This is a genomic window from Rhizobium sp. ERR 1071 (assembly GCF_007828675.1).
In the GTDB taxonomy this organism is placed as follows: domain Bacteria; phylum Pseudomonadota; class Alphaproteobacteria; order Rhizobiales; family Rhizobiaceae; genus Rhizobium; species Rhizobium dioscoreae.
Window position 1 is genome coordinate 419,427 of the sequence record NZ_VITM01000004.1, and the last position, 17,408, is coordinate 436,834.

15 protein-coding genes are annotated in these 17,408 nt (G+C 60.5%); 9 read left to right on the forward strand and 6 right to left on the reverse strand.

Annotated elements, in window-relative coordinates; genetic code table 11:
- The first annotated feature begins 97 nt into the window (after positions 1–97).
- The 9 genes from FBZ99_RS16665 (at position 98) to FBZ99_RS16705 (ending at position 10,025) form a co-directional block, all read left to right on the forward strand.
- Positions 98–1,057 carry an ABC transporter permease gene (locus FBZ99_RS16665; protein ID WP_145634074.1) on the forward strand — a complete coding sequence of 320 codons (960 nt, stop codon included), beginning with the start codon at positions 98–100 and terminating at the stop codon, positions 1,055–1,057.
- Positions 1,057–1,896, forward strand: a complete 840-nt coding sequence (locus FBZ99_RS16670; protein WP_113354404.1) for an ABC transporter permease — start codon at positions 1,057–1,059, stop codon at positions 1,894–1,896. The genes FBZ99_RS16665 and FBZ99_RS16670 overlap by 1 nt, the downstream gene beginning before the upstream one ends.
- Positions 1,893–3,632: an ABC transporter ATP-binding protein gene (locus FBZ99_RS16675; RefSeq protein ID WP_145634076.1), complete on the forward strand. Its 1,740-nt coding sequence runs from the start codon at positions 1,893–1,895 to the stop codon at positions 3,630–3,632. The genes FBZ99_RS16670 and FBZ99_RS16675 overlap by 4 nt, the downstream gene beginning before the upstream one ends.
- A 20-nt stretch (positions 3,633–3,652) precedes the next feature.
- Entirely contained in the window at positions 3,653–4,672 is a 1,020-nt protein-coding gene (locus FBZ99_RS16680; protein ID WP_145634079.1) for a serine hydrolase domain-containing protein, read from the forward strand.
- Between the two features lie 10 nt (positions 4,673–4,682).
- Complete coding sequence (locus FBZ99_RS16685) at positions 4,683–5,798, forward strand: anhydro-N-acetylmuramic acid kinase (RefSeq protein ID WP_145634081.1); 1,116 nt, start codon at positions 4,683–4,685, stop codon at positions 5,796–5,798.
- Positions 5,799–5,904: 106 nt separating this feature from the next.
- Positions 5,905–6,855 carry a lytic transglycosylase domain-containing protein gene (locus FBZ99_RS16690; protein WP_145634083.1) on the forward strand — a complete coding sequence of 317 codons (951 nt, stop codon included), beginning with the start codon at positions 5,905–5,907 and terminating at the stop codon, positions 6,853–6,855.
- Between the two features lie 158 nt (positions 6,856–7,013).
- Positions 7,014–9,284, forward strand: coding sequence for an FdhF/YdeP family oxidoreductase (locus FBZ99_RS16695; protein ID WP_145634085.1), 2,271 nt, complete (start codon positions 7,014–7,016; stop codon positions 9,282–9,284).
- 82 nt (positions 9,285–9,366) lie between these two features.
- Positions 9,367–9,615, forward strand: coding sequence for a type II toxin-antitoxin system VapB family antitoxin (locus FBZ99_RS16700; protein ID WP_113354409.1), 249 nt, complete (start codon positions 9,367–9,369; stop codon positions 9,613–9,615).
- A complete protein-coding gene (locus FBZ99_RS16705; RefSeq protein ID WP_113333224.1) occupies positions 9,612–10,025 on the forward strand; it encodes a type II toxin-antitoxin system VapC family toxin in 414 nt (137 codons plus the stop codon). The genes FBZ99_RS16700 and FBZ99_RS16705 overlap by 4 nt, the downstream gene beginning before the upstream one ends.
- Before the next feature lie 56 nt (positions 10,026–10,081).
- Here FBZ99_RS16705 and FBZ99_RS16710 read toward each other — a convergent pair whose 3' ends face one another.
- From FBZ99_RS16710 to FBZ99_RS16735, 6 genes are all read right to left on the reverse strand, one after another.
- A complete protein-coding gene (locus FBZ99_RS16710) occupies positions 10,082–11,155 on the reverse strand; it encodes an ABC transporter ATP-binding protein (RefSeq protein WP_145634087.1) in 1,074 nt (357 codons plus the stop codon).
- 1 nt (position 11,156) lies between these two features.
- Positions 11,157–13,088 (reverse strand): glycoside hydrolase family 127 protein, encoded by a 1,932-nt coding sequence (locus FBZ99_RS16715; protein ID WP_113354411.1) that lies wholly within the window; start codon positions 13,086–13,088, stop codon positions 11,157–11,159.
- A gap of 24 nt (positions 13,089–13,112) precedes the next feature.
- Complete coding sequence (locus FBZ99_RS16720; RefSeq protein ID WP_113354412.1) at positions 13,113–13,976, reverse strand: carbohydrate ABC transporter permease; 864 nt, start codon at positions 13,974–13,976, stop codon at positions 13,113–13,115.
- The gene (locus FBZ99_RS16725) at positions 13,973–14,890 is read right to left on the reverse strand and encodes a carbohydrate ABC transporter permease (protein ID WP_113354413.1); all 918 of its coding nucleotides are present in this window, start codon (positions 14,888–14,890) and stop codon (positions 13,973–13,975) included. The genes FBZ99_RS16720 and FBZ99_RS16725 overlap by 4 nt, the downstream gene beginning before the upstream one ends.
- A 67-nt stretch (positions 14,891–14,957) precedes the next feature.
- On the reverse strand, positions 14,958–16,196 hold the full coding sequence (locus tag FBZ99_RS16730) for an ABC transporter substrate-binding protein (RefSeq protein WP_113354414.1): 1,239 nt from the start codon (positions 16,194–16,196) through the stop codon (positions 14,958–14,960).
- Between the two features lie 45 nt (positions 16,197–16,241).
- Entirely contained in the window at positions 16,242–17,198 is a 957-nt protein-coding gene (locus tag FBZ99_RS16735; RefSeq protein WP_371864853.1) for a LacI family DNA-binding transcriptional regulator, read from the reverse strand.
- Positions 17,199–17,408 lie beyond the last annotated feature (210 nt).

The following is a 17,408-nucleotide window of genomic DNA, read 5'->3' on the forward strand; positions in this document are numbered from 1 at the left end:
AATGACATCATGGAAGTGCTCTATCTCTTTGTTTTTACGCAATTTCGGCCGTAAATTTACGTCTTGGTTCAGCTGAAATTGTTCTAGAGGAATTATAATGTCGTATCTGACGCGCCGGTTGATGACATTCCCGCTGATCATGCTGGGCGTGTCCATCTTCGTCTTCGTCGCCATCCGGCTGGTGCCGGGCGATGCGATCACGGCGATGCTCGGAACCAATGCGGGCCTGCTGACGCCGGAACAGCGGCAGGCCCTTGCTGCCTATTTCGGCATCGACCAGTCCTGGCCGATCCAGTACTGGCATTGGCTGCTCGGTGTATTCCAAGGCAATCTCGGCATATCCGTCACCTACGGAAAACCAGTGCTCGACATCATCCTGGAGCGCTTTCCGCTGACGCTCGAGCTTGCTTTGCTTTCCATGGTGATCGCGCTTGCCGTCGGCCTGCCGGCGGGCGTCTTTGCCGCCACCCGCAATGAAAAACTGTCCGATCTTGCGGTGCGCATCGTCGCCATGGTCGGGCAGTCCACGCCGAACTTCGTTCTCGGGCTGCTGCTGATCTATGCCTTGTCGGCGGGATTTGGCGTGTTGCCGACTATGGGCGCCTTCACACCCCTTTGGGAGAACCCGCTCGAAAATCTCGGCCAGATGATCCTGCCCGCGCTGACGCTCGGTTTTGCTTTCGCCGCGTCGGTGACGCGCGTGGTGCGCTCCGCCATGCTCGATGTCCTGAGCGATGATTATGTCCGCACCGCCCGCAGCCGTGGCGTGCCGGCGCGCGGCGTCATCTGGCGGCATGCTTTGCCGAATGCATTGATCCCGGTGGTGACCCTGAGCGGCGTCGAATTTGGCTATCTGCTTGGCGGTGCTGTCCTGGTCGAGCAGATCTATGCCCTGCCCGGGCTGGGGCGCATGGTGCTCGATGCCATCCTGCAGCGTGACTATGCGCTGGTGCAGGGAAGCGTGCTGTTCATTGCCTTCAACTTCATGATCGTCAATCTGCTTGTCGATCTCGCCTATGTCGCGCTCGATCCGCGCGTTCGGCTGGGAGAAGGCTGATGCGGATCATCAGAGCCATCTTCGGACATATGAGCGGGCGGATCGGCGGCGTCATCGTCCTCATCTATATCTTGCTTGCCATCCTCGGCACGCTCGGGGTCACGCCGCACGATCCACTGACGCAGAATAGGATCGACAGGCTGCATCCGCCGAGCCTCACCTATTGGATGGGCACGGATCTCTTCGGCCGCGATGTCGCAAGTCGGTTAATGCACGGTATCGGCGAATCCTTCACCGTCGCCTTCTTTTCCGTCGCCGTTGCTACCCTGATCGGCACCGTGCTTGGCTTAACCGCCGCCTGGTCTGGCAAGCGCTGGGATGGCGTCATCATGCGTACCATGGATGTGCTTCTCGCTTTCCCTGCGATCCTGCTCGCGTTGCTCATCATCGCCATCGTTGGCCCCGGTACCTGGACAAGCGTTGCCGCAATCGCGATCGTCTATACGCCGATCTTCACCCGCGTCGTGCGCGGCCCGGCTCTTTCCTTGAAAGGACGCGATTTCGTCGATGCCGCCCGCACCTTCGGCAGCAGCCGTTCCTATATCCTGACGCGGCATCTTCTGCTCAATCTCGTCGCACCCTTGACCGTGCAGGTGACGCTGGCGCTTGCCTGGTCGCTGCTGACGGAAGCGGGCCTCAGCTTCCTCGGCCTGGGAACGCAGCCGCCGTCCTCTTCGCTTGGCCTGATGCTGAGCGACAGTCGCAATCTTATGGAAACGGCGCCTTGGCTGCTGATCTTCCCTGGCGTGACCATCATGATCTCCATCCTCGGCTTCAACCTGCTCGGCGATGCCCTGCGCGATATCCTTGATCCGAAGATGCGGAGGGCGACGGTATGACACCGCTTCTTTCTGTCTCTGATCTCAGCGTCGGCTTCGGACGCAACCCGGAGACCAAGCCCATCGTTCGCGGTGTCAGCTTCGATCTTGATGCCGGCGAGACGCTGGCAATCGTCGGCGAAAGCGGCTCGGGCAAGTCGGTCACCGCACTTTCGATCAATCGTCTCGTCGATTTCGGCGGTGGCCGCATCACCGGCGGCTCGATCCGCCTGAAACGTGCCGATAACAGCATCCTCGATCTGACCAAGGCGAGCGAAGCGGAACTGACGAAGATCCGTGGTGCCGAAATCGGCATGATCTTCCAGGAGCCAATGACCTCCCTCAACCCCGTCCTGACCATAGGTACGCAGATCGAGGAATCCTTCCGGCTGCATCGCGGCCTGACGGGGAGTCAGGCGAAAGCGGCGGCCAGGGACGCCTTGGATCGCGTGCGCATTCCGGATGCCGCGCGGCGCTTGACCTATTGCCCGAACCAGCTTTCCGGCGGTATGCTCCAGCGCGTGATGATTGCAACCGCGCTTGCTTGCAATCCACGTCTTCTGATTGCTGACGAGCCGACGACGGCGCTCGATGTCACCGTACAGGCGCAGATCATGGCGCTCCTTGCCGAATTGAAACGCGAAACCGGCATGTCGATGATCTTCATCACGCATGATATCGGCCTCGTCGCCGGTATTGCCGATAAGGTGATGGTGATGCAGGCAGGCCAGGCGGTTGAGCAGGGCGAGCTTAATCAGATCCTCGATCATCCAACCCATCCCTATACCCGCCATCTGCTGCATTCGGTTCCCCATTTTTCGTCCGGACAGGCGGCACGCGCCGATTTTCAACGGGACGAGGTGTCGTCCCAGCCGGCATTGAAGGTCGATGGCTTGACCGTCCGTTTTCCGGTCAAGGGCGGCCTCCTTCGGCGGTCGAGCGGCGCCGTTCATGCCGTCGAAGGCGTTGGTTTTGACCTGATGCCGGGCGAGACACTGGCAATCGTCGGCGAGAGCGGATCGGGTAAATCCACCACAGCCCGCGCGATCCTCGGATTGGTGAAATCGACCCGCGGCACCTTTACGACGAATAGCGGCAAGGCGGCGGATCGCACGAGCGCGGTGCAAATGGTTTTCCAGAACCCATACGCTTCGCTCAATCCGAGACTGCGCATCGATAGCATCCTTGCCGAACCGGTGATCGCCGCGGGCGCGCGGGTTTCCGCCGAAACCCGCGAGCGAATGGTCATGCTGCTCAAGCGCGTAGGCTTGCCAGAAAACGCGCTGGAGCGCTATCCGCACGAATTTTCCGGGGGCCAGCGGCAAAGACTATGTATTGCGCGCGCTTTAATGCTGAATCCGTCAGTGCTTGTGCTGGATGAAGCTGTGTCCGCGCTCGACGTATCCGTTCAAGCTCAGGTTCTCGAATTGCTGATCGAACTTCAGCGCGAATACGGGCTCGCCTATCTGTTCATCTCGCACGACATGGCTGTCGTGGAGCGCATCGCCCATCGCATCGCAGTGATCTATGCCGGGCAGATCGTCGAGATCGGTGATGCCGCCTCGGTCTTGTCGGAACCCAAGCATTCCTATACCAGGCGGTTGATCTCGGCGGTCCCGACGGTTGCGCGGCGGAGGGAAAACTTCACGCTCGACACTCGTCAGGTTCCGTCCCTGGTGCGCCCCTTGGGCTTCGAGCCGGCCATTCCCGAGTGGCGCCGCTTTGCGCCGGATCACATCGCGCTGGCAGAAGCCTGAGCGGGCCGAGGAGAAGCGAGATGGCAGCGAGGGGGAGCATGCAGTTTCAAGAGCGTTTCGATCGGGCCTTCGCGCCGATCGAGCAGTCGGTTGCGGCGGCGCGCATCCCCGGCGGTGTGCTTGGCATTGTCGATCTCGACGGTATCAGACAGGTCCGCGCCGTCGGTTCGGCGCAGAAGGTGCCTGATGTCAGGCCGATGCTTCCAGATACCTGGTTCGACCTTGCATCCCTCACAAAAGTCATTTTCACCACACCGCGTATTCTTGCTCTGGCAGAGGCCGGCACGATCGACCTCGATGCTCCCTTGATCGAACTCCTGCCCGATCTGCGCCAGTATAGTGCCGAGGCCTGGGAGCGAAAGGTAACATTCCGCCAATGCCTCGGCCATCAGACGCCGTTCCCGGCGGTCGAGCCGATCTACACCTATGGCCGCGACCCAGAGCTTCTGCGCGCCTTCATCCTGCAGCGCGAATGGCGCGCCGGGCCGCCCGTCTATTCCGACATTAACTTCATTCTGCTTGGCCTCGCGCTGGAGCGGCTGAATGGGAAGACAATCCGCGCCATGGATCCCGGGCCGGGATTTGCCTTCTCCGCGCCGCCGGAATTAGCTGCTGCAACGGAAGACTGCACCTGGCGTCACCGTGTTCTGTCGGGCGAGGTCCATGACGACAATTGTTCGGCATTGCAGGGTGCCGGCCATGCCGGCTTGTTCGGAACGGCGGATGCGATCCTCGACTTCGCAAAGGGGCTGCTGGATGGCAACGGCGCACCGGCCCGCTCGATCACCCTGATGCGAACACCGCTTTCGGCAACGCGGACCCATGGCTGGGAACGGCCCCATGACGGTTGGCATGGCGGTGCTCTCTGCTCGTCCGGCACGATCGGTCATACGGGGTTTACCGGCGTGGCCCTCTGGGTCGACTTCGACAAGGGCCGAGCCTGGACCCTTCTTACCAACCGCATTCACCCGACGCGCCACTTCGACAGCGGCATTCTGGCGCTCCGTCAGGCCGTCAGCGATCTCGTCAACGCAGCATAGGAGTCTGACCATGGAACCAATCTGGGCAGTCGGTCTGATGACCGGAACCGTCCTCGACGGCAATATCGATGTCGCCATGCTGAAGACGGACGGCGAGCGCGTCGAGGAATTCGGCCCCTATGTTTTGGCCCCTTATCCCAGCTGGATTCGAGAACTGCTGGAAGAGACGCTGCGGCAGGCGCGCGCATGGAATTTCGAAGGACCTGAACCGGCGATCTTCAAGGCGGCCGAGGAAGCCTTGACGCGAGCACAGTCGGAAGCCGTGAAGGAACTCGTGGAAAGCAACGGCATGACGATGGCAGACATCGGCGTCGTCGGCTTCCATGGCCAGACCGTCTTGCATCGCGCGCCGCAGAAGGACCGGCTGGGGCAGACGCGCCAGCTTGGCGATGGCGAGCTGATGCGGTCCATTCTCGGCACCAAGATCGCCTATGATTTCCGCTCGGCCGACATGCGCGCCGGCGGCCAGGGCGCGCCGCTTGCTGCTGCCTATCATACCGCGCTGCTGCGCGGGGCGGGTGCAGCAGGAGAGGCGGCCATTCTCAATCTCGGCGGCGTTGCGAATGTCACATGGTGGGATGGAGAGGGCAATTTCGTTGCTTTCGATACCGGCCCGGCCAATGCGCCGCTCAACGATTTCATCAAGTCGCACGGGCTTGGCGAGATGGACCGCGACGGTGCGCTTGGAGCTGCCGGCAAGGTCGATGAGGCACGGCTCGAGCGGCTGCTGCAGCACCCCTATATGACTGCACCCTATCCGAAATCGCTGGATCGTTTCGATTTCGGTGCCGCCATGGCAGATGGCCTCGGCCCGGAAGATGGCGCCGCCACGCTTTCGGCCTTCACGGCAAGCGCCGTCGGCAAGGCGCTGGACCTGCTGCCGCGCAGGCCCACTAAGGTCGTCGTCAGCGGCGGCGGCCGACACAATCCGACGATCATGTCGATGCTGAAGAGCCGGGCCGGCGTCGAGCCGATCTTTGCCGAGGATCTCGGCTGGCGCGGCGATGCTGTCGAGGCCGAATGCTTTGCCTTTCTCGCCGTACGCGTTCTGCGTGGCCTGCCGATCAGCTTTCCTGGCACGACGGGCGTGCCGGCGCCGATGCGCGGCGGACGCCTTGCGGAGTAACAGCCTGCGCGTTGGCTGTCGCGCGAGAGGTTTTCGCTTCCGTCCATCGATGATATGAAGAGGCCGCGAATTTGCGATCGGTTGGTGTCGGACGGATATCGCTTAAATGGCAGGCAGGCATTACCGAGCAGGCTTCTTCGGCATCATCGTCGCTTTTGCGATCGCATTTTCCATTGACGGTTTTGCTTTCAGACCCGCGAGAGCTCAACCGGAATGGACTGTCGCACCACCTGTCTGCATTTCGGGGCCGCTGACGACGGAGACGGGCCAAACGCTGTGCCTGCGCAAGGACAGCTACAATCGCGATCTCTGCACCGCCATCGAATATTTCGCGCATGCCAACCGTCTGCCGCCGGATTATCTGGCACGGCTCGTCTGGCGCGAAAGCCTGTTTCGCTCCGATGCCGTCAGTCCCAAAGGCGCGCGCGGTATCGCGCAGTTCATGCCGGGAACAGCGAGGCTGCGTGGCGTGCGCGACAGCTACGATGCGCTTGAAGCGCTCGGCAAGGCGGCAACCTATCTCGATGAATTGCGGGGCCGCTTCGGCAATCTCGGGCTTGCGGCGGCTGCCTATAATGCCGGCGAGGGCGGTCTTGCCAATTTCCTGAATTCGGGCGGGCTTCCCTATGAGACGCGCAACTATGTGAGCGCGATCACCGCCCACAGTGTCGAAGAATGGCGCGATGATCCGCCAGATATAGCAGCCCCCGTGCTGGATAAGAGCAAGCCGTTTGTCGATTCCTGCGTCGCCCTTGCTCAGAGCCGACGCCTGAAACCCATTCCGTTGGAGCAGGAGCGGCCGTGGGCGCCCTGGGGTGCGCAATTGGCCGAGCATTTTCAGCTGGATGCCGCTCGCCGTCTGTTTACCGCAAATATCCGGAAGCTGCCGTCACCGCTGAATTTGGAGAAGCCGTTGATCGTGCGGCAGCGCAATGCCGACTTCGGTCGCCGGGTCCGTTATGCGGCGCGCATTCCGCGGCAAACGCGGGAGGAAGCGGATGCCGTTTGCACGCAGGTCCGGCAGCAGGGCGGCAGTTGCCTGGTTTTTAAGAACTGAGTTTGGGGCGCGTCAATACCTGCGTCATTTGCGGCCGGCGCGTATCGATTGTTTTGTCAAGTGCCTATTGGTAGCGCTTTACTCTCTCCTGCCGCCCGCTTATTCGTTAGAGATCGGCATTTGGGAGGAAGCCGTTTGGGTAGCCAAAGGAGCGTATGATGACGCAGAAGCGTGAAGTCCCCGGTATCCGTCCCTATAATAGCCCAGCTGGCGGTTGGGGAGCCCTGAAGGCAACCGCCAAGGCGGTTCGCGACCAGATGGATGTCACCGAGGCGCCGGGCCTTCTCCTGCGCACCAACAAGCCCACGGGCTTCGATTGCCCTGGCTGTGCCTGGCCCGACAAGGAACACACCTCCACCTTCCAGTTCTGTGAAAACGGCGCCAAGGCGGTCACCTGGGAAGCGACGAACAAGCGCGTGACGCCGGAATTCTTCGCCGAACATACGGTCAGCGAGCTTTTGACCTGGAGCGATTATGAGCTCGAAAATGCCGGCCGGTTGACCCATCCGATGGTCTACGACCACGCATCCGATACCTACCGGTCGATTGCCTGGGAAGACGCCTTTGCCCGCATCGGCGACGTCATGCGCAGCCAGCCCGATCCGGATATGGTCGAGTTCTACACATCCGGCCGTGCCTCCAACGAAGCGGCCTTCCTCTTCCAGATCTTCGCGCGTGAATACGGCACCAACAATTTCCCCGATTGCTCGAACATGTGCCATGAGGCGACCAGCGTCGGCCTGCCGCAATCGATCGGCATTGGCAAGGGCACCGTCTCGCTCGACGACTTCGATGAATGCGATCTGATCATCTCCATGGGGCACAATCCCGGCACAAATCATCCGCGCATGATGGGTACGTTGCATGGATGCTCGCGCCGCGGCGTGCCGATCATTGTCTTCAACCCGCTGAAGGAGCGGGCGTTGGAGCGTTTTGCCGATCCGCAGGATCCGATCGAGATGGGAACCTTCAGCTCGACCCGAATCGCGTCGTCCTATTATCAGGTGAAGATCGGCGGCGATGCCGCCGCGCTCAAGGGAATCATGAAAGCGGTTCTGGCGCTGGCCGAAACATCACCTGAAGTCCTCGATCATGCCTTCATCGCCGAACACACCACCGGCTTCGAAGCCCTTGTTGCCGATATTAACCGGACTGAGTGGGCCGATATCGAGCGGGTCTCCGGGCTCGCCCGCGCTGATCTGGAACGAGTAGCGGAGATCTATGCCAAGTCGAAGGCCACGATCGTCGCCTACGGAATGGGCATCACCCAGCATGCCAAGGGAACCGCGAATGTGCAGCAGATCGCCAATCTCTTGTTGCTACGCGGCAATTTCGGCAGGCCTGGTGCCGGCATCTGCCCGCTGCGCGGCCATTCCAACGTCCAAGGCAATCGCACCGTCGGAATTACCGAGAAGCCGACGCCGGCTTTGATCGAGGGCATCGAACGTGCCTTTGGCTTCACCGCGCCGGCTCATCATGGTCACGATGCCGTCGCCGCCATGCAGGCTATGGCGGAAGGGCGCTCCAAGGTGCTCATCTGCCTCGGCGGCAATTTCTCGATCGCGCTTCCCGATCCGGAACTCTGCGCGCAGGCGATGCGCAAGCTCGATCTCGCCGTTCACATGAATACCAAGCTCAATCGCTCCAATCTGCTTATTGGTAAGGAATCCTTCCTGTTCCCCGTACTTGGCCGCACTGAACAAGACGTTCAGGCTACCGGTGCGCAATCGGTGACGATCGAAGATTCGATGTCGATGGTACATGCGTCGCGCGGACGGCTGAAACCGGCCTCCGACCAGCTGCGTTCGGAACCTGCGATCGTCGCGGGAATAGCGCAGGCGACCCTGCCGAACAGCAAGGTTGCCTGGATGGAGCTCATCACCGACTACGATCTGATCCGCGACAAGATCGAAATCGTCTATCCGGATTTCGCCGACTATAACGAGCGCATCCGCGTGCCGGGTGGCTTTCGCCTGCCGATCGGACCGACCGAGCGCGTCTGGAAGACGCCGTCCGGCAAGGCAGAATTCAAGCTCTTTGATGGTCTGAACGAAGATATCTCGCTTTCGGATGGAACTATCCTCAAGCTCGCTACAATCCGCAGCCACGACCAGTACAATACGACGATCTATGGGCTCGATGACCGCTATCGTGGCGTCTTCGGCCGCCGCGACATCCTGTTCATGAACGACAAGGATCTGAAAGCAAAGGGCCTGGAGCACGGCGATCTGGTTGAGATCGAAACGGCGCTCCCATCGGGTGCCAAGCGATTGCTGAAGCTGACGGCGATTTCCTACGATATTTCCGAGGGCTCCGTCGCTGCTTATTACCCGGAGGCAAATTGCCTGATCCCGATCGACTATCAGGACAAGGAAAGCGGCACGCCGTCGTATAAATCCGTTCCGGTGCGGGTCAGCAAGGCGGCATAGTTTCGTTTTGCCTTCTAGCCGTCTTTTGCCATCTTGATGGCTGACTATCCTGTGGCTATGTTAGTTGGAACAGGAGACAGATATGGCTGAACCACAACTATCCGTTCGCAGTGCTCGAGCACGTGACCTCGCGCATCGCCTTGCGCGGCGTGAAAACCGGACGATCGCCGATGTCGTCGAACGAGCATTGGAAGCCTATGAAATTCGCGAGGCTGGTCGCGAACCCGCATCGTCTTTCTATGCTCGAATGGCGATGAGGGATGATGATGATATCGACCTCGAATCCGTCATTCGCGATGGGCGTCAACCCAATCACGGTATTGATCTGTGATATTTCTGGACACGAATGTCATCTCCGAAACTTTCCGGAAACTGCCTGACGAGGCTGTGATATCGTGGCTTGGTCGGTATGATGCGGAGATAGCACTTTCCACTGTGGCTATTGCTGAAATCGCCTTTGGTATTCAAAAGATTGCTCCCGACCAGAGGGCTGCCCGGCTTGAGCAGAGATTATCTGAATGGCGCCATCGTTTCGCGGATCGGATCTTCGGTCTTACCGAAGAAGCCGCATTAGACTACGGCGAGCTAATGGGTGCAGCGAAGAGGCAAGGACGACCAATGTCGACGGCGGATGGCATGATTGCAGCCATCGCCCGCGTAAATGGCGGACGTTTGGCCACTCGCAATCTGTCCGACTTCCGTGAGACTGGGCTGGATCTGATATCTCCTTGGGAATTCTAGTCCGCTTGCAATGGTGACGACCTTTCCGGCATATGTGCGGTTGCTCGAGAAGACAGCTACCGCAGCCGTCCTCCCTGCTTGTCGAAATAGCGCCGACGTTCGGGCGGGCAATGCAGATGGAGCGTGTCGCCGCGCTCTATCTCCGGTCCGTCGCGATATTCAGCGATGATCGCCTGGCCGTCCTCTGTCTGGCAGTAGAGATAGCGTGTGCCGCCCAGATATTCGGTGACGTCGACCGTCACCCGCACGGCATCGTCGGCATTTGACGCGACGACGAAATGTTCAGGGCGCATGCCAAGCAGAATCGTTTCGCCCGCCGATGGCTTGGTCTGTGAAAGGTCAACCTTGATGCTGTCGTTTCCGACCTTTGCCGTCCCGTCATCCGACCATGTCGCGCCGATCATGTTCATCCTTGGCGAGCCGATGAAGCCGGCCACGAAACTGTTAGCCGGGTCTTCATAGACCTCGCGCGGAGTGCCGACCTGCTCGATCCGGCCGTCCCTCAGCACGACGATCTTGTCGGCGAGCGTCATCGCCTCGGTCTGGTCATGGGTGACATAGATCATCGTATTGCCGAGTTCCCGGTGAAGCCGGGCAATTTCAATGCGCATGGAGACGCGAAGTTCCGCGTCGAGGTTGGAGAGCGGCTCGTCGAAGAGAAAGACATCCGGCTCGCGAACGATGGCGCGGCCGATGGCGACACGCTGGCGCTGGCCGCCGGAAAGCTGTCCCGGGCGGCGGTCGAGGAGATGATCGATCTTGAGGATCGCGGCGGCGGAGCGCACGCGTCTTTCGATTTCGGATGCATCGGTCCGGGCCATTTTCAGCCCGAAACCGAGATTGTCGCGAACGCTCATATGCGGATAGAGCGCATAGGACTGGAAGACCATGGCGATGCCGCGCTCGGACGGATCGAGATCGGTGACGTCCCGGCCCTTGATGGCGATCTCACCGTCGGTCACCTCCTCCAGCCCGGCAATCATGCGCAGCAGCGTGGATTTGCCACAGCCGGAGGGGCCGACAAAGACGACGAAAGCGCCTTCCGGTATGTCGAGATCGATGCCATGAATGACCTCCAGCCCGCCGAAACTCTTGCGGACGCCGGTCAGGCGCATACCGTTCTTCGTCATGTCAGGCTCCGCGCTGCAGCTGATCGGCGCGGATCCAGACCAGCATCTCGCCCGGATCGCGATTGTCCCAGAGATGATAGGGCACGAAACGCGCGGTGGAGGCAGCGCTTTTCGGTGGTGTCGTCCGATAGAGATCGGAGCCCCAGTCGGCCTCATCGCGCATAACCGAAACATCGAGCGCTACCGCGCCCTCCAATGCGGCAATTTCCGTCGTCTTGGCGGAAGCCGGATCGCTGGAAAGCGAGATGCCGTTGAGGTCGTGACCATTGTCGGTGGTTTCGACGCAATAGACGAGCGGACCCCGCATCAGGGCCGCACGACCGGCGTCCTGGCGGACTTTCGGATTGGCAAACAGCGTGCGCGGGATGAGCGGAAGGGTGAGGTCGACGCTGTCGCCCGCCTTCCACTCGCGCTCGATACGGGCATAGCCATCGACAGTGATCGCTGCCAAATCGATCGATGCACCATTGATTGCAAGCGTCGCGCCCTCGGCCCATTCGGGGATGCGCAGCGATAGTGCGAATTTGGCTGCGCGATCGGGATTGACCTCGAAGCGAATGGCGCCATCCCAAGGATATCGCGTTTCCTGTGAGAGCTGCACGGTCACGCCGCCGGCAAGCGGCACGCGCGCCTTGCTCTCGCCGTAGAGATGGACGGCAATCTCATTGTCGGCCGCGGCGTACATGTAGGAGCCGACGGAGGCGAGAAGACGCGCGATATTGGGCGGGCAGCACGGGCAATGGTGCCAGATCCAACGGTGATGCTTGCCGGCGCTCTCCAGCGGATTTTCGTAGAAGAAGGTCTTACCGTCCTGCGATAGCCCGGCCATTGCACCGTTATAGAGCGCCACTTCCATGATGTCGGCATAACGGCGGTTCGGGCCGCGGCCGAGCATGCGGTTGGCCCAGAAGACCAGACCGACGGAGGCGCAGGTCTCGGCATAGGCGCTCTCGTTCGGCAGGTCGTAATAATCGGTGAAGCCTTCGTTCGAGGCAGCCGGCCCGATGCCGCCCGTCACATACATCTGCTTGGTCGTCAGGTCGTCCCAAAGCGTCTCGAGGGCCGAGGTCAGCGTATCATCGTTATATTCCGTGGCGATATCGGCCATGCCGGAATAGAGATACATGGCGCGCACGGCATGGCCGACGACCTTGGTCTGTTGGCGCACCGGCAGATGCGACTGGCTGTATTCGTAGGTCTTCTGCACGAAGTTCTTCGGGTCGCGGCCGTCGCGAAGCGCTTCCTCAGTGAAGAAATGCGGTTCCTGGCCACGCTCGTCGATGAAGTATTTCGCGAGATCGAGATATTTCGTCTCGCCGGTGACCCGGCCGAGCTTGACGAGCGCGAGCTCCACCTCTTCATGGCCGCAATAGCCGCGCAGCTGGCCTTCGCCATGCCCGAAGACGGTAATCATGTAATCGGCAAAACGGCTCATGATATCGAGCAGCTTGCGCTTGCCCGTTGCCTGGTAATAGGCGACGGCAGCCTCGATCAGATGGCCGGCACAATAGAGTTCGTGATGATCGCGCAAATTGGTCCAGCGGCGGCCTGGCTGGACGCGCTGGAACCAGGCGTTCAGATAGCCGTCCTCCTGCTGCAGCTTTTCATACATGTCGATGATGGCGTCCGCGCGCGCTTCCAGTTCGGCATTAGGGTGGCGATAGAGCGAATAGGCGATGGTTTCGATCGACTTGCCGAGATCACTGTCCCAGAACATCTGCGTCGAGCCTGACCAGGTCTGCAAGGGAATGACGATGCCGGGGCTTGGCTGGCTGACGTCGATGGCCTTGATCATGCCGGCCTCGACGCAGCGGTCGAGTAGCGTCGCTGCGGTGGAATTGCAGATGGCATCCTGGCGAGCACCGAAGAGCCCTCCAAGTTCGACATTCGGAACGGGCAGGGGGCGAAACTGGCGACTTTGCTTGTCAGACATGGCTTTGATCCGTTGTTGAAAGGGTTATTTCACGGCGCCGGCCATCAGCCCGCGCATGTAATAGCGTTGCAGAAGCAGAAAGACGATGACGCAGGGGATGGTCATGACGGCAATGCCGGCCTGGACCGCACCCCAGTTGACTGCACCGAGGCGACCGGTCCTGACGGCGATCATCAGCACCGGCAGCGTGAATTTCTCGTTGCTCGACAGGAGCACCAAGGCTGCCAGGAACTCGTTCCAGGCGTTAAGGAAGGCGAAGATCGCAACGGTTGCGACACCCGGCAGCACCAGCGGGAAGAGAACGCGGAAAAGAAGCTTCAGATCACGCGCGCCATCGATGCGCGCCGCCTCCTCGATTTCCTTCGGTACGGCGTCGAAGGCATTGCGCATCATGAAGACGGAAAAGGGAAGCTGCAGCGTCACATAGACGAGCGTCAACCCGATCAGCGAATTGTTGAGGCCGAGCCGTGCCAGAATGATGAAGAGCGGCGTCAGGATCGACTGGAAGGGGATCATCAGCGTTGCGATGATCAGAATGAATAGGGCGCCCTTGAAGGGGAAATGATAGCGCGAGAAGCCGTAGCCGGCGAGCAGGCTGACGATCACGGTCAGAAGCACCGTTGCGACGGAGACGAAGAGCGAGTTCAGCGTATGCTGGACGACCCCGGCGCCAAAGCCATCGAGCGAGCGATAGGCGTCGAAGCTGAAGCCGGTTGTCGGCCATGGCGGCAGCGGCGGCAGGCTGGCTTCAGTTCCATGCCGGAACGATGACAGCAGCGCGATCGCGAACGGCGCGAAGAAGAAGATGACGATGACGACGCCGATGCCGTGATAGCCGATGCTGCCCCGGAGCTTGCGCCTTGCGCGGCGCTCCTTTGCTGTAGTCATGGCTTGTCCTCCCCGACGCGCAGCAGCCAGAGCTGGACGATGCTGATCAGCACCAGGATGACGAGAAGCGCGATCGAGAGCGCCGCGCCATAGCCGAGATTGAAGGACACGAAGGACTGGTTGAAGATGTAGTAGACGACCGAAATCATGCGGTTCTGCGGGCCGCCTGATGTCATGATGTAGAACTGGTCGAAGGCGAGCACCGAGCCCGTGATGGAGATGATCAGCGCGAGCGCGATCGTGCGGCGCATTAGCGGCAGGGTCAGATGCCGGAAGCGCTGCCAGCGCCTCGCGCCATCGATGCGGGCCGCCTCGGTCAGCTCGGAGGGGATCGCCTGCAGGCCGGTCAGCAGAATGATCATGGTAAAGCCGGCGATCTTCCAGACCACCATGACGATGATCGTTGCGAAGGCCATGTCGAAATCGGCAAGCAGGTTCGGCCTCTTGTCGACAAGACCAAGCGCCAGCGCGACCGGCGCGAAGAAGCCGGCGTCGACATTGGCAAGCCAGACCCAGAGCAACGAAGCCGTTGCAAGTCCCACGACGACCGGAAGGAAGATGATCGTTCGGTAGAAGCCGACGAACGGCTTGTGCTTTTCGACGAAGAAGGCGAGCGGAAAGGCAACGGCGAAGATCGCGATGGTGACGATGACGGTGTAATAGGCGGTGAAGCGCAATGCTGCCATGAAGCGCATGTCGGAGATCATGCGGACATAGTTTCCAAAGCCAATCCATCGGGGATTGCCGAGCAATGGCCAGTTGTGGAAGCTCATCCAGACGGTAAAGACCACGGGCAGCACGAAGAAGACGATAACGAGCGCCATGGCCGGCGCGATGTAGAGAAACCCGTGCCAGCCGGCACGCTTTCGCCGTTTTCGCGGACGCGCGGTTGCGATAGCTCCAGGGCCAGCCATGGAATGCTCCCGATATTGCGATGGAGGGACCGGGGAGTATCGAAGCTCCCCGGCGTTCATGGGTCGATTATTGTTGGGCGTTGTCGATGATCGACTGCATCTCCGATTGGGCATTGGAGAATGCGCCATCGACATCGCTTCCGAAGATAGCCGCGTTGGTGAAGCCCGCCCAGGGACCGTTGGCGCTGTTGATCAGGTCGTTGAACTGCAGCGTATAGGGCGTCTTGGCGACAGCAATCGCCTTCAGGCCGACCTGCATGCGCGGATCCAGGCCCTGCAGCACCTGGTCGGCGATATCGCCGCGCGTCGGCAGGCTACCATATTTCGCCATGATCTTCTGTCCCTCAAGCGAATAGGTGTATTCGAGAAACTTTTTCACGGCATCGAGCTTCTTCGTGCCCTTGGATATGACGAAATTATCGCCGCCGGCAAAAGAGGACGGCTTGCCGTCGACGCCGGGGATCAGGGTCACGCCGAAGTGGATATCGGGATATTGCGTGATCAGCGTGCCGATCGAGAAGGCGCCGATGCTCTGCTGGCCGATCTTGCCGTTGCTGATGCTGAGGAAGTTGGCGCCGGTGTCACTTGCGGCACCCGCCGGCACCAGATCCTTCTTGACCATATTGCGGTATATATCGACCGCCTTGCGCATTTGCGGCGTGTCGAGCGTCGCCTTCTTGCCGTCTTCCGAGAGAATGTCGGCGCCGGCACCCCAGACAAGCGGCGTAAAGGTGAAGATCATGCAGCCGCCGCAGCCGCCGCCGGAGAAATAGAACCCGTAGGTATCGCTGCCGAGCGCGCGGATCTTTTCGGCATTGCTCGTGATCTCGTCCCAGCTGGTCGGCGCCTTTTCAGGGTCGAGGCCCGCCTTTTTGTAGAGATCCTTGTTCCAGGCAAAGACCGACGTCTCGACGGAGAGCGGCAAGCCATAGATGTGGCCGTCATAGGTGCCGAGCTTCACATGCGAGGGCGACAGCGAATTGAAATAGGGCAGGCTCTTTGCCCAGTCCGTCAGGTCCTCGAGTTGGCCGGCGGCAGCAAAGGCCGGTGTATAGATGAGGTCCATCGACAGGGCGTCGGGCGCCTGGCCGCCGGCAATGGCGGTCGCATATTTCTGCACGAGTTCGGCAAAAGGCACTTCGGTCAGCGTGACCTTGTCCTCATGGCCGGCATTATAGGCTTCGACGACCTTCTTGAAGGAATCGCCGATGCCGCTTCGCACCCACATGGAGATGTTTTCGGCGGATGCGGCGGATGCAAGCATTAGGGATATAAGGCCGGTGGCGGCCAGAAATCGCTTCATCATGTTCTCCTCCCATGGGGCTACTCCCATCAGCCCCTTTTCCTTTGATCAACGACCGGGGTTTCCCCCGCATGATTGCCGCACGATAAGCTCGCAGGGCAAAGTTCTGATGCCAGGTTCGACGCTGCGTCCTTCCGCAAGCGCGAGAACCGTCAGCCCGGCCTCACGGCCAAGGGCTTTAAGATTCATATCGACCGTCGTCAGCGGCGGCCGGGTCTGGGCGGCGACGATCTCCCAATTGTCGAAACCGACCACCGAGACATCCTCCGGCACCCGTACGCCGCGCTCACGAAGCGCATCGACGACTGCACGGGCAATCTGGTCGTTGCCGCAGAAGATCGCATCCGGCTTTGCTCCGGCCACGCTCCAGAGCTTTGCGACGGCCTCGTGTCCCCAGGCCTCGGACCACATGCCGAACATGACCGGCAGTTCGTCTCCGGCGAGGTCGCGATAGGCCTTGGCGCGCTCACGCACTGAAACGAAGCTTTCAGGACCGGTCACATGGGCAATCCGGCGTCGGCCAAGCCCCTGCAACCATTCTACAGCAAGGGCAGCCCCCTGATAGTCATCCGCGCAGAAGGTGACGCTTCCCGGCGCCCCTTCAGTGAAGGCATAAATCACGGGAATCGGCAGATTGGACAGATCCACCGGCAGGCGGCGGTCGATCCGCTTTCCCGAGGCGATAATGCCATCCACATGCTTGTCCAGCATCGCGTCCACATGAACCTTCCCAAGCGCCGGATCGTCCTCGATCGTGCAAAGAAAAACCGAGACGCCGTGATCGACGAGTGCCTCCGTGATGCCGGCCATGACCGGCAGCGTGAAACGTCCGTAGGTATCATTTGTCAGAAGACCGATCGTGAACGTGCGATTGCTGAGCAAACCCTTGGCCAAGGCATTCGGACGGAAGCCTATGTCGGCGGCAGCGCGCTTGACCCTCTCGCGGGTCTCGTTGCCCATGCGGCCGGTATTGTTCAAGGCCTTGGATGCCGTTGAAATGCTCACGCCTGCAGCCGCCGCAACGTCATGGATCGTTGCACGTCCGCTTTTCGCACGCTGATTTTCCAGATGTCTTCTCCCAGTCAGTTTTCGTGAGAAAAGCTTTTCTCACGGCGAGAGTCAATATGAGAAAAGCTTTTCTCAAAAATTTCTGTGCAGGAGAGAAGGAGGCCCGGAAGCTGGATGAGGGCCGCAGCGAATTTGCAGGTTACTGCA

Coding starts and splice junctions, on each gene's coding strand:
- FBZ99_RS16665 (WP_145634074.1), top strand. CDS start 98: ATGTCGTATCTGACGCGCCGGTTGATGACATTCCCGCTGATCATGCTG.
- FBZ99_RS16670 (WP_113354404.1), top strand. CDS start 1,057: ATGCGGATCATCAGAGCCATCTTCGGACATATGAGCGGGCGGATCGGC.
- FBZ99_RS16675 (WP_145634076.1), top strand. CDS start 1,893: ATGACACCGCTTCTTTCTGTCTCTGATCTCAGCGTCGGCTTCGGACGC.
- FBZ99_RS16680 (WP_145634079.1), top strand. CDS start 3,653: ATGGCAGCGAGGGGGAGCATGCAGTTTCAAGAGCGTTTCGATCGGGCC.
- FBZ99_RS16685 (WP_145634081.1), top strand. CDS start 4,683: ATGGAACCAATCTGGGCAGTCGGTCTGATGACCGGAACCGTCCTCGAC.
- FBZ99_RS16690 (WP_145634083.1), top strand. CDS start 5,905: ATGGCAGGCAGGCATTACCGAGCAGGCTTCTTCGGCATCATCGTCGCT.
- FBZ99_RS16695 (WP_145634085.1), top strand. CDS start 7,014: ATGACGCAGAAGCGTGAAGTCCCCGGTATCCGTCCCTATAATAGCCCA.
- FBZ99_RS16700 (WP_113354409.1), top strand. CDS start 9,367: ATGGCTGAACCACAACTATCCGTTCGCAGTGCTCGAGCACGTGACCTC.
- FBZ99_RS16710 (WP_145634087.1), bottom strand. CDS start 11,155: ATGACGAAGAACGGTATGCGCCTGACCGGCGTCCGCAAGAGTTTCGGC.
- FBZ99_RS16715 (WP_113354411.1), bottom strand. CDS start 13,088: ATGTCTGACAAGCAAAGTCGCCAGTTTCGCCCCCTGCCCGTTCCGAAT.
- FBZ99_RS16720 (WP_113354412.1), bottom strand. CDS start 13,976: ATGACTACAGCAAAGGAGCGCCGCGCAAGGCGCAAGCTCCGGGGCAGC.
- FBZ99_RS16725 (WP_113354413.1), bottom strand. CDS start 14,890: ATGGCTGGCCCTGGAGCTATCGCAACCGCGCGTCCGCGAAAACGGCGA.
- FBZ99_RS16730 (WP_113354414.1), bottom strand. CDS start 16,196: ATGATGAAGCGATTTCTGGCCGCCACCGGCCTTATATCCCTAATGCTT.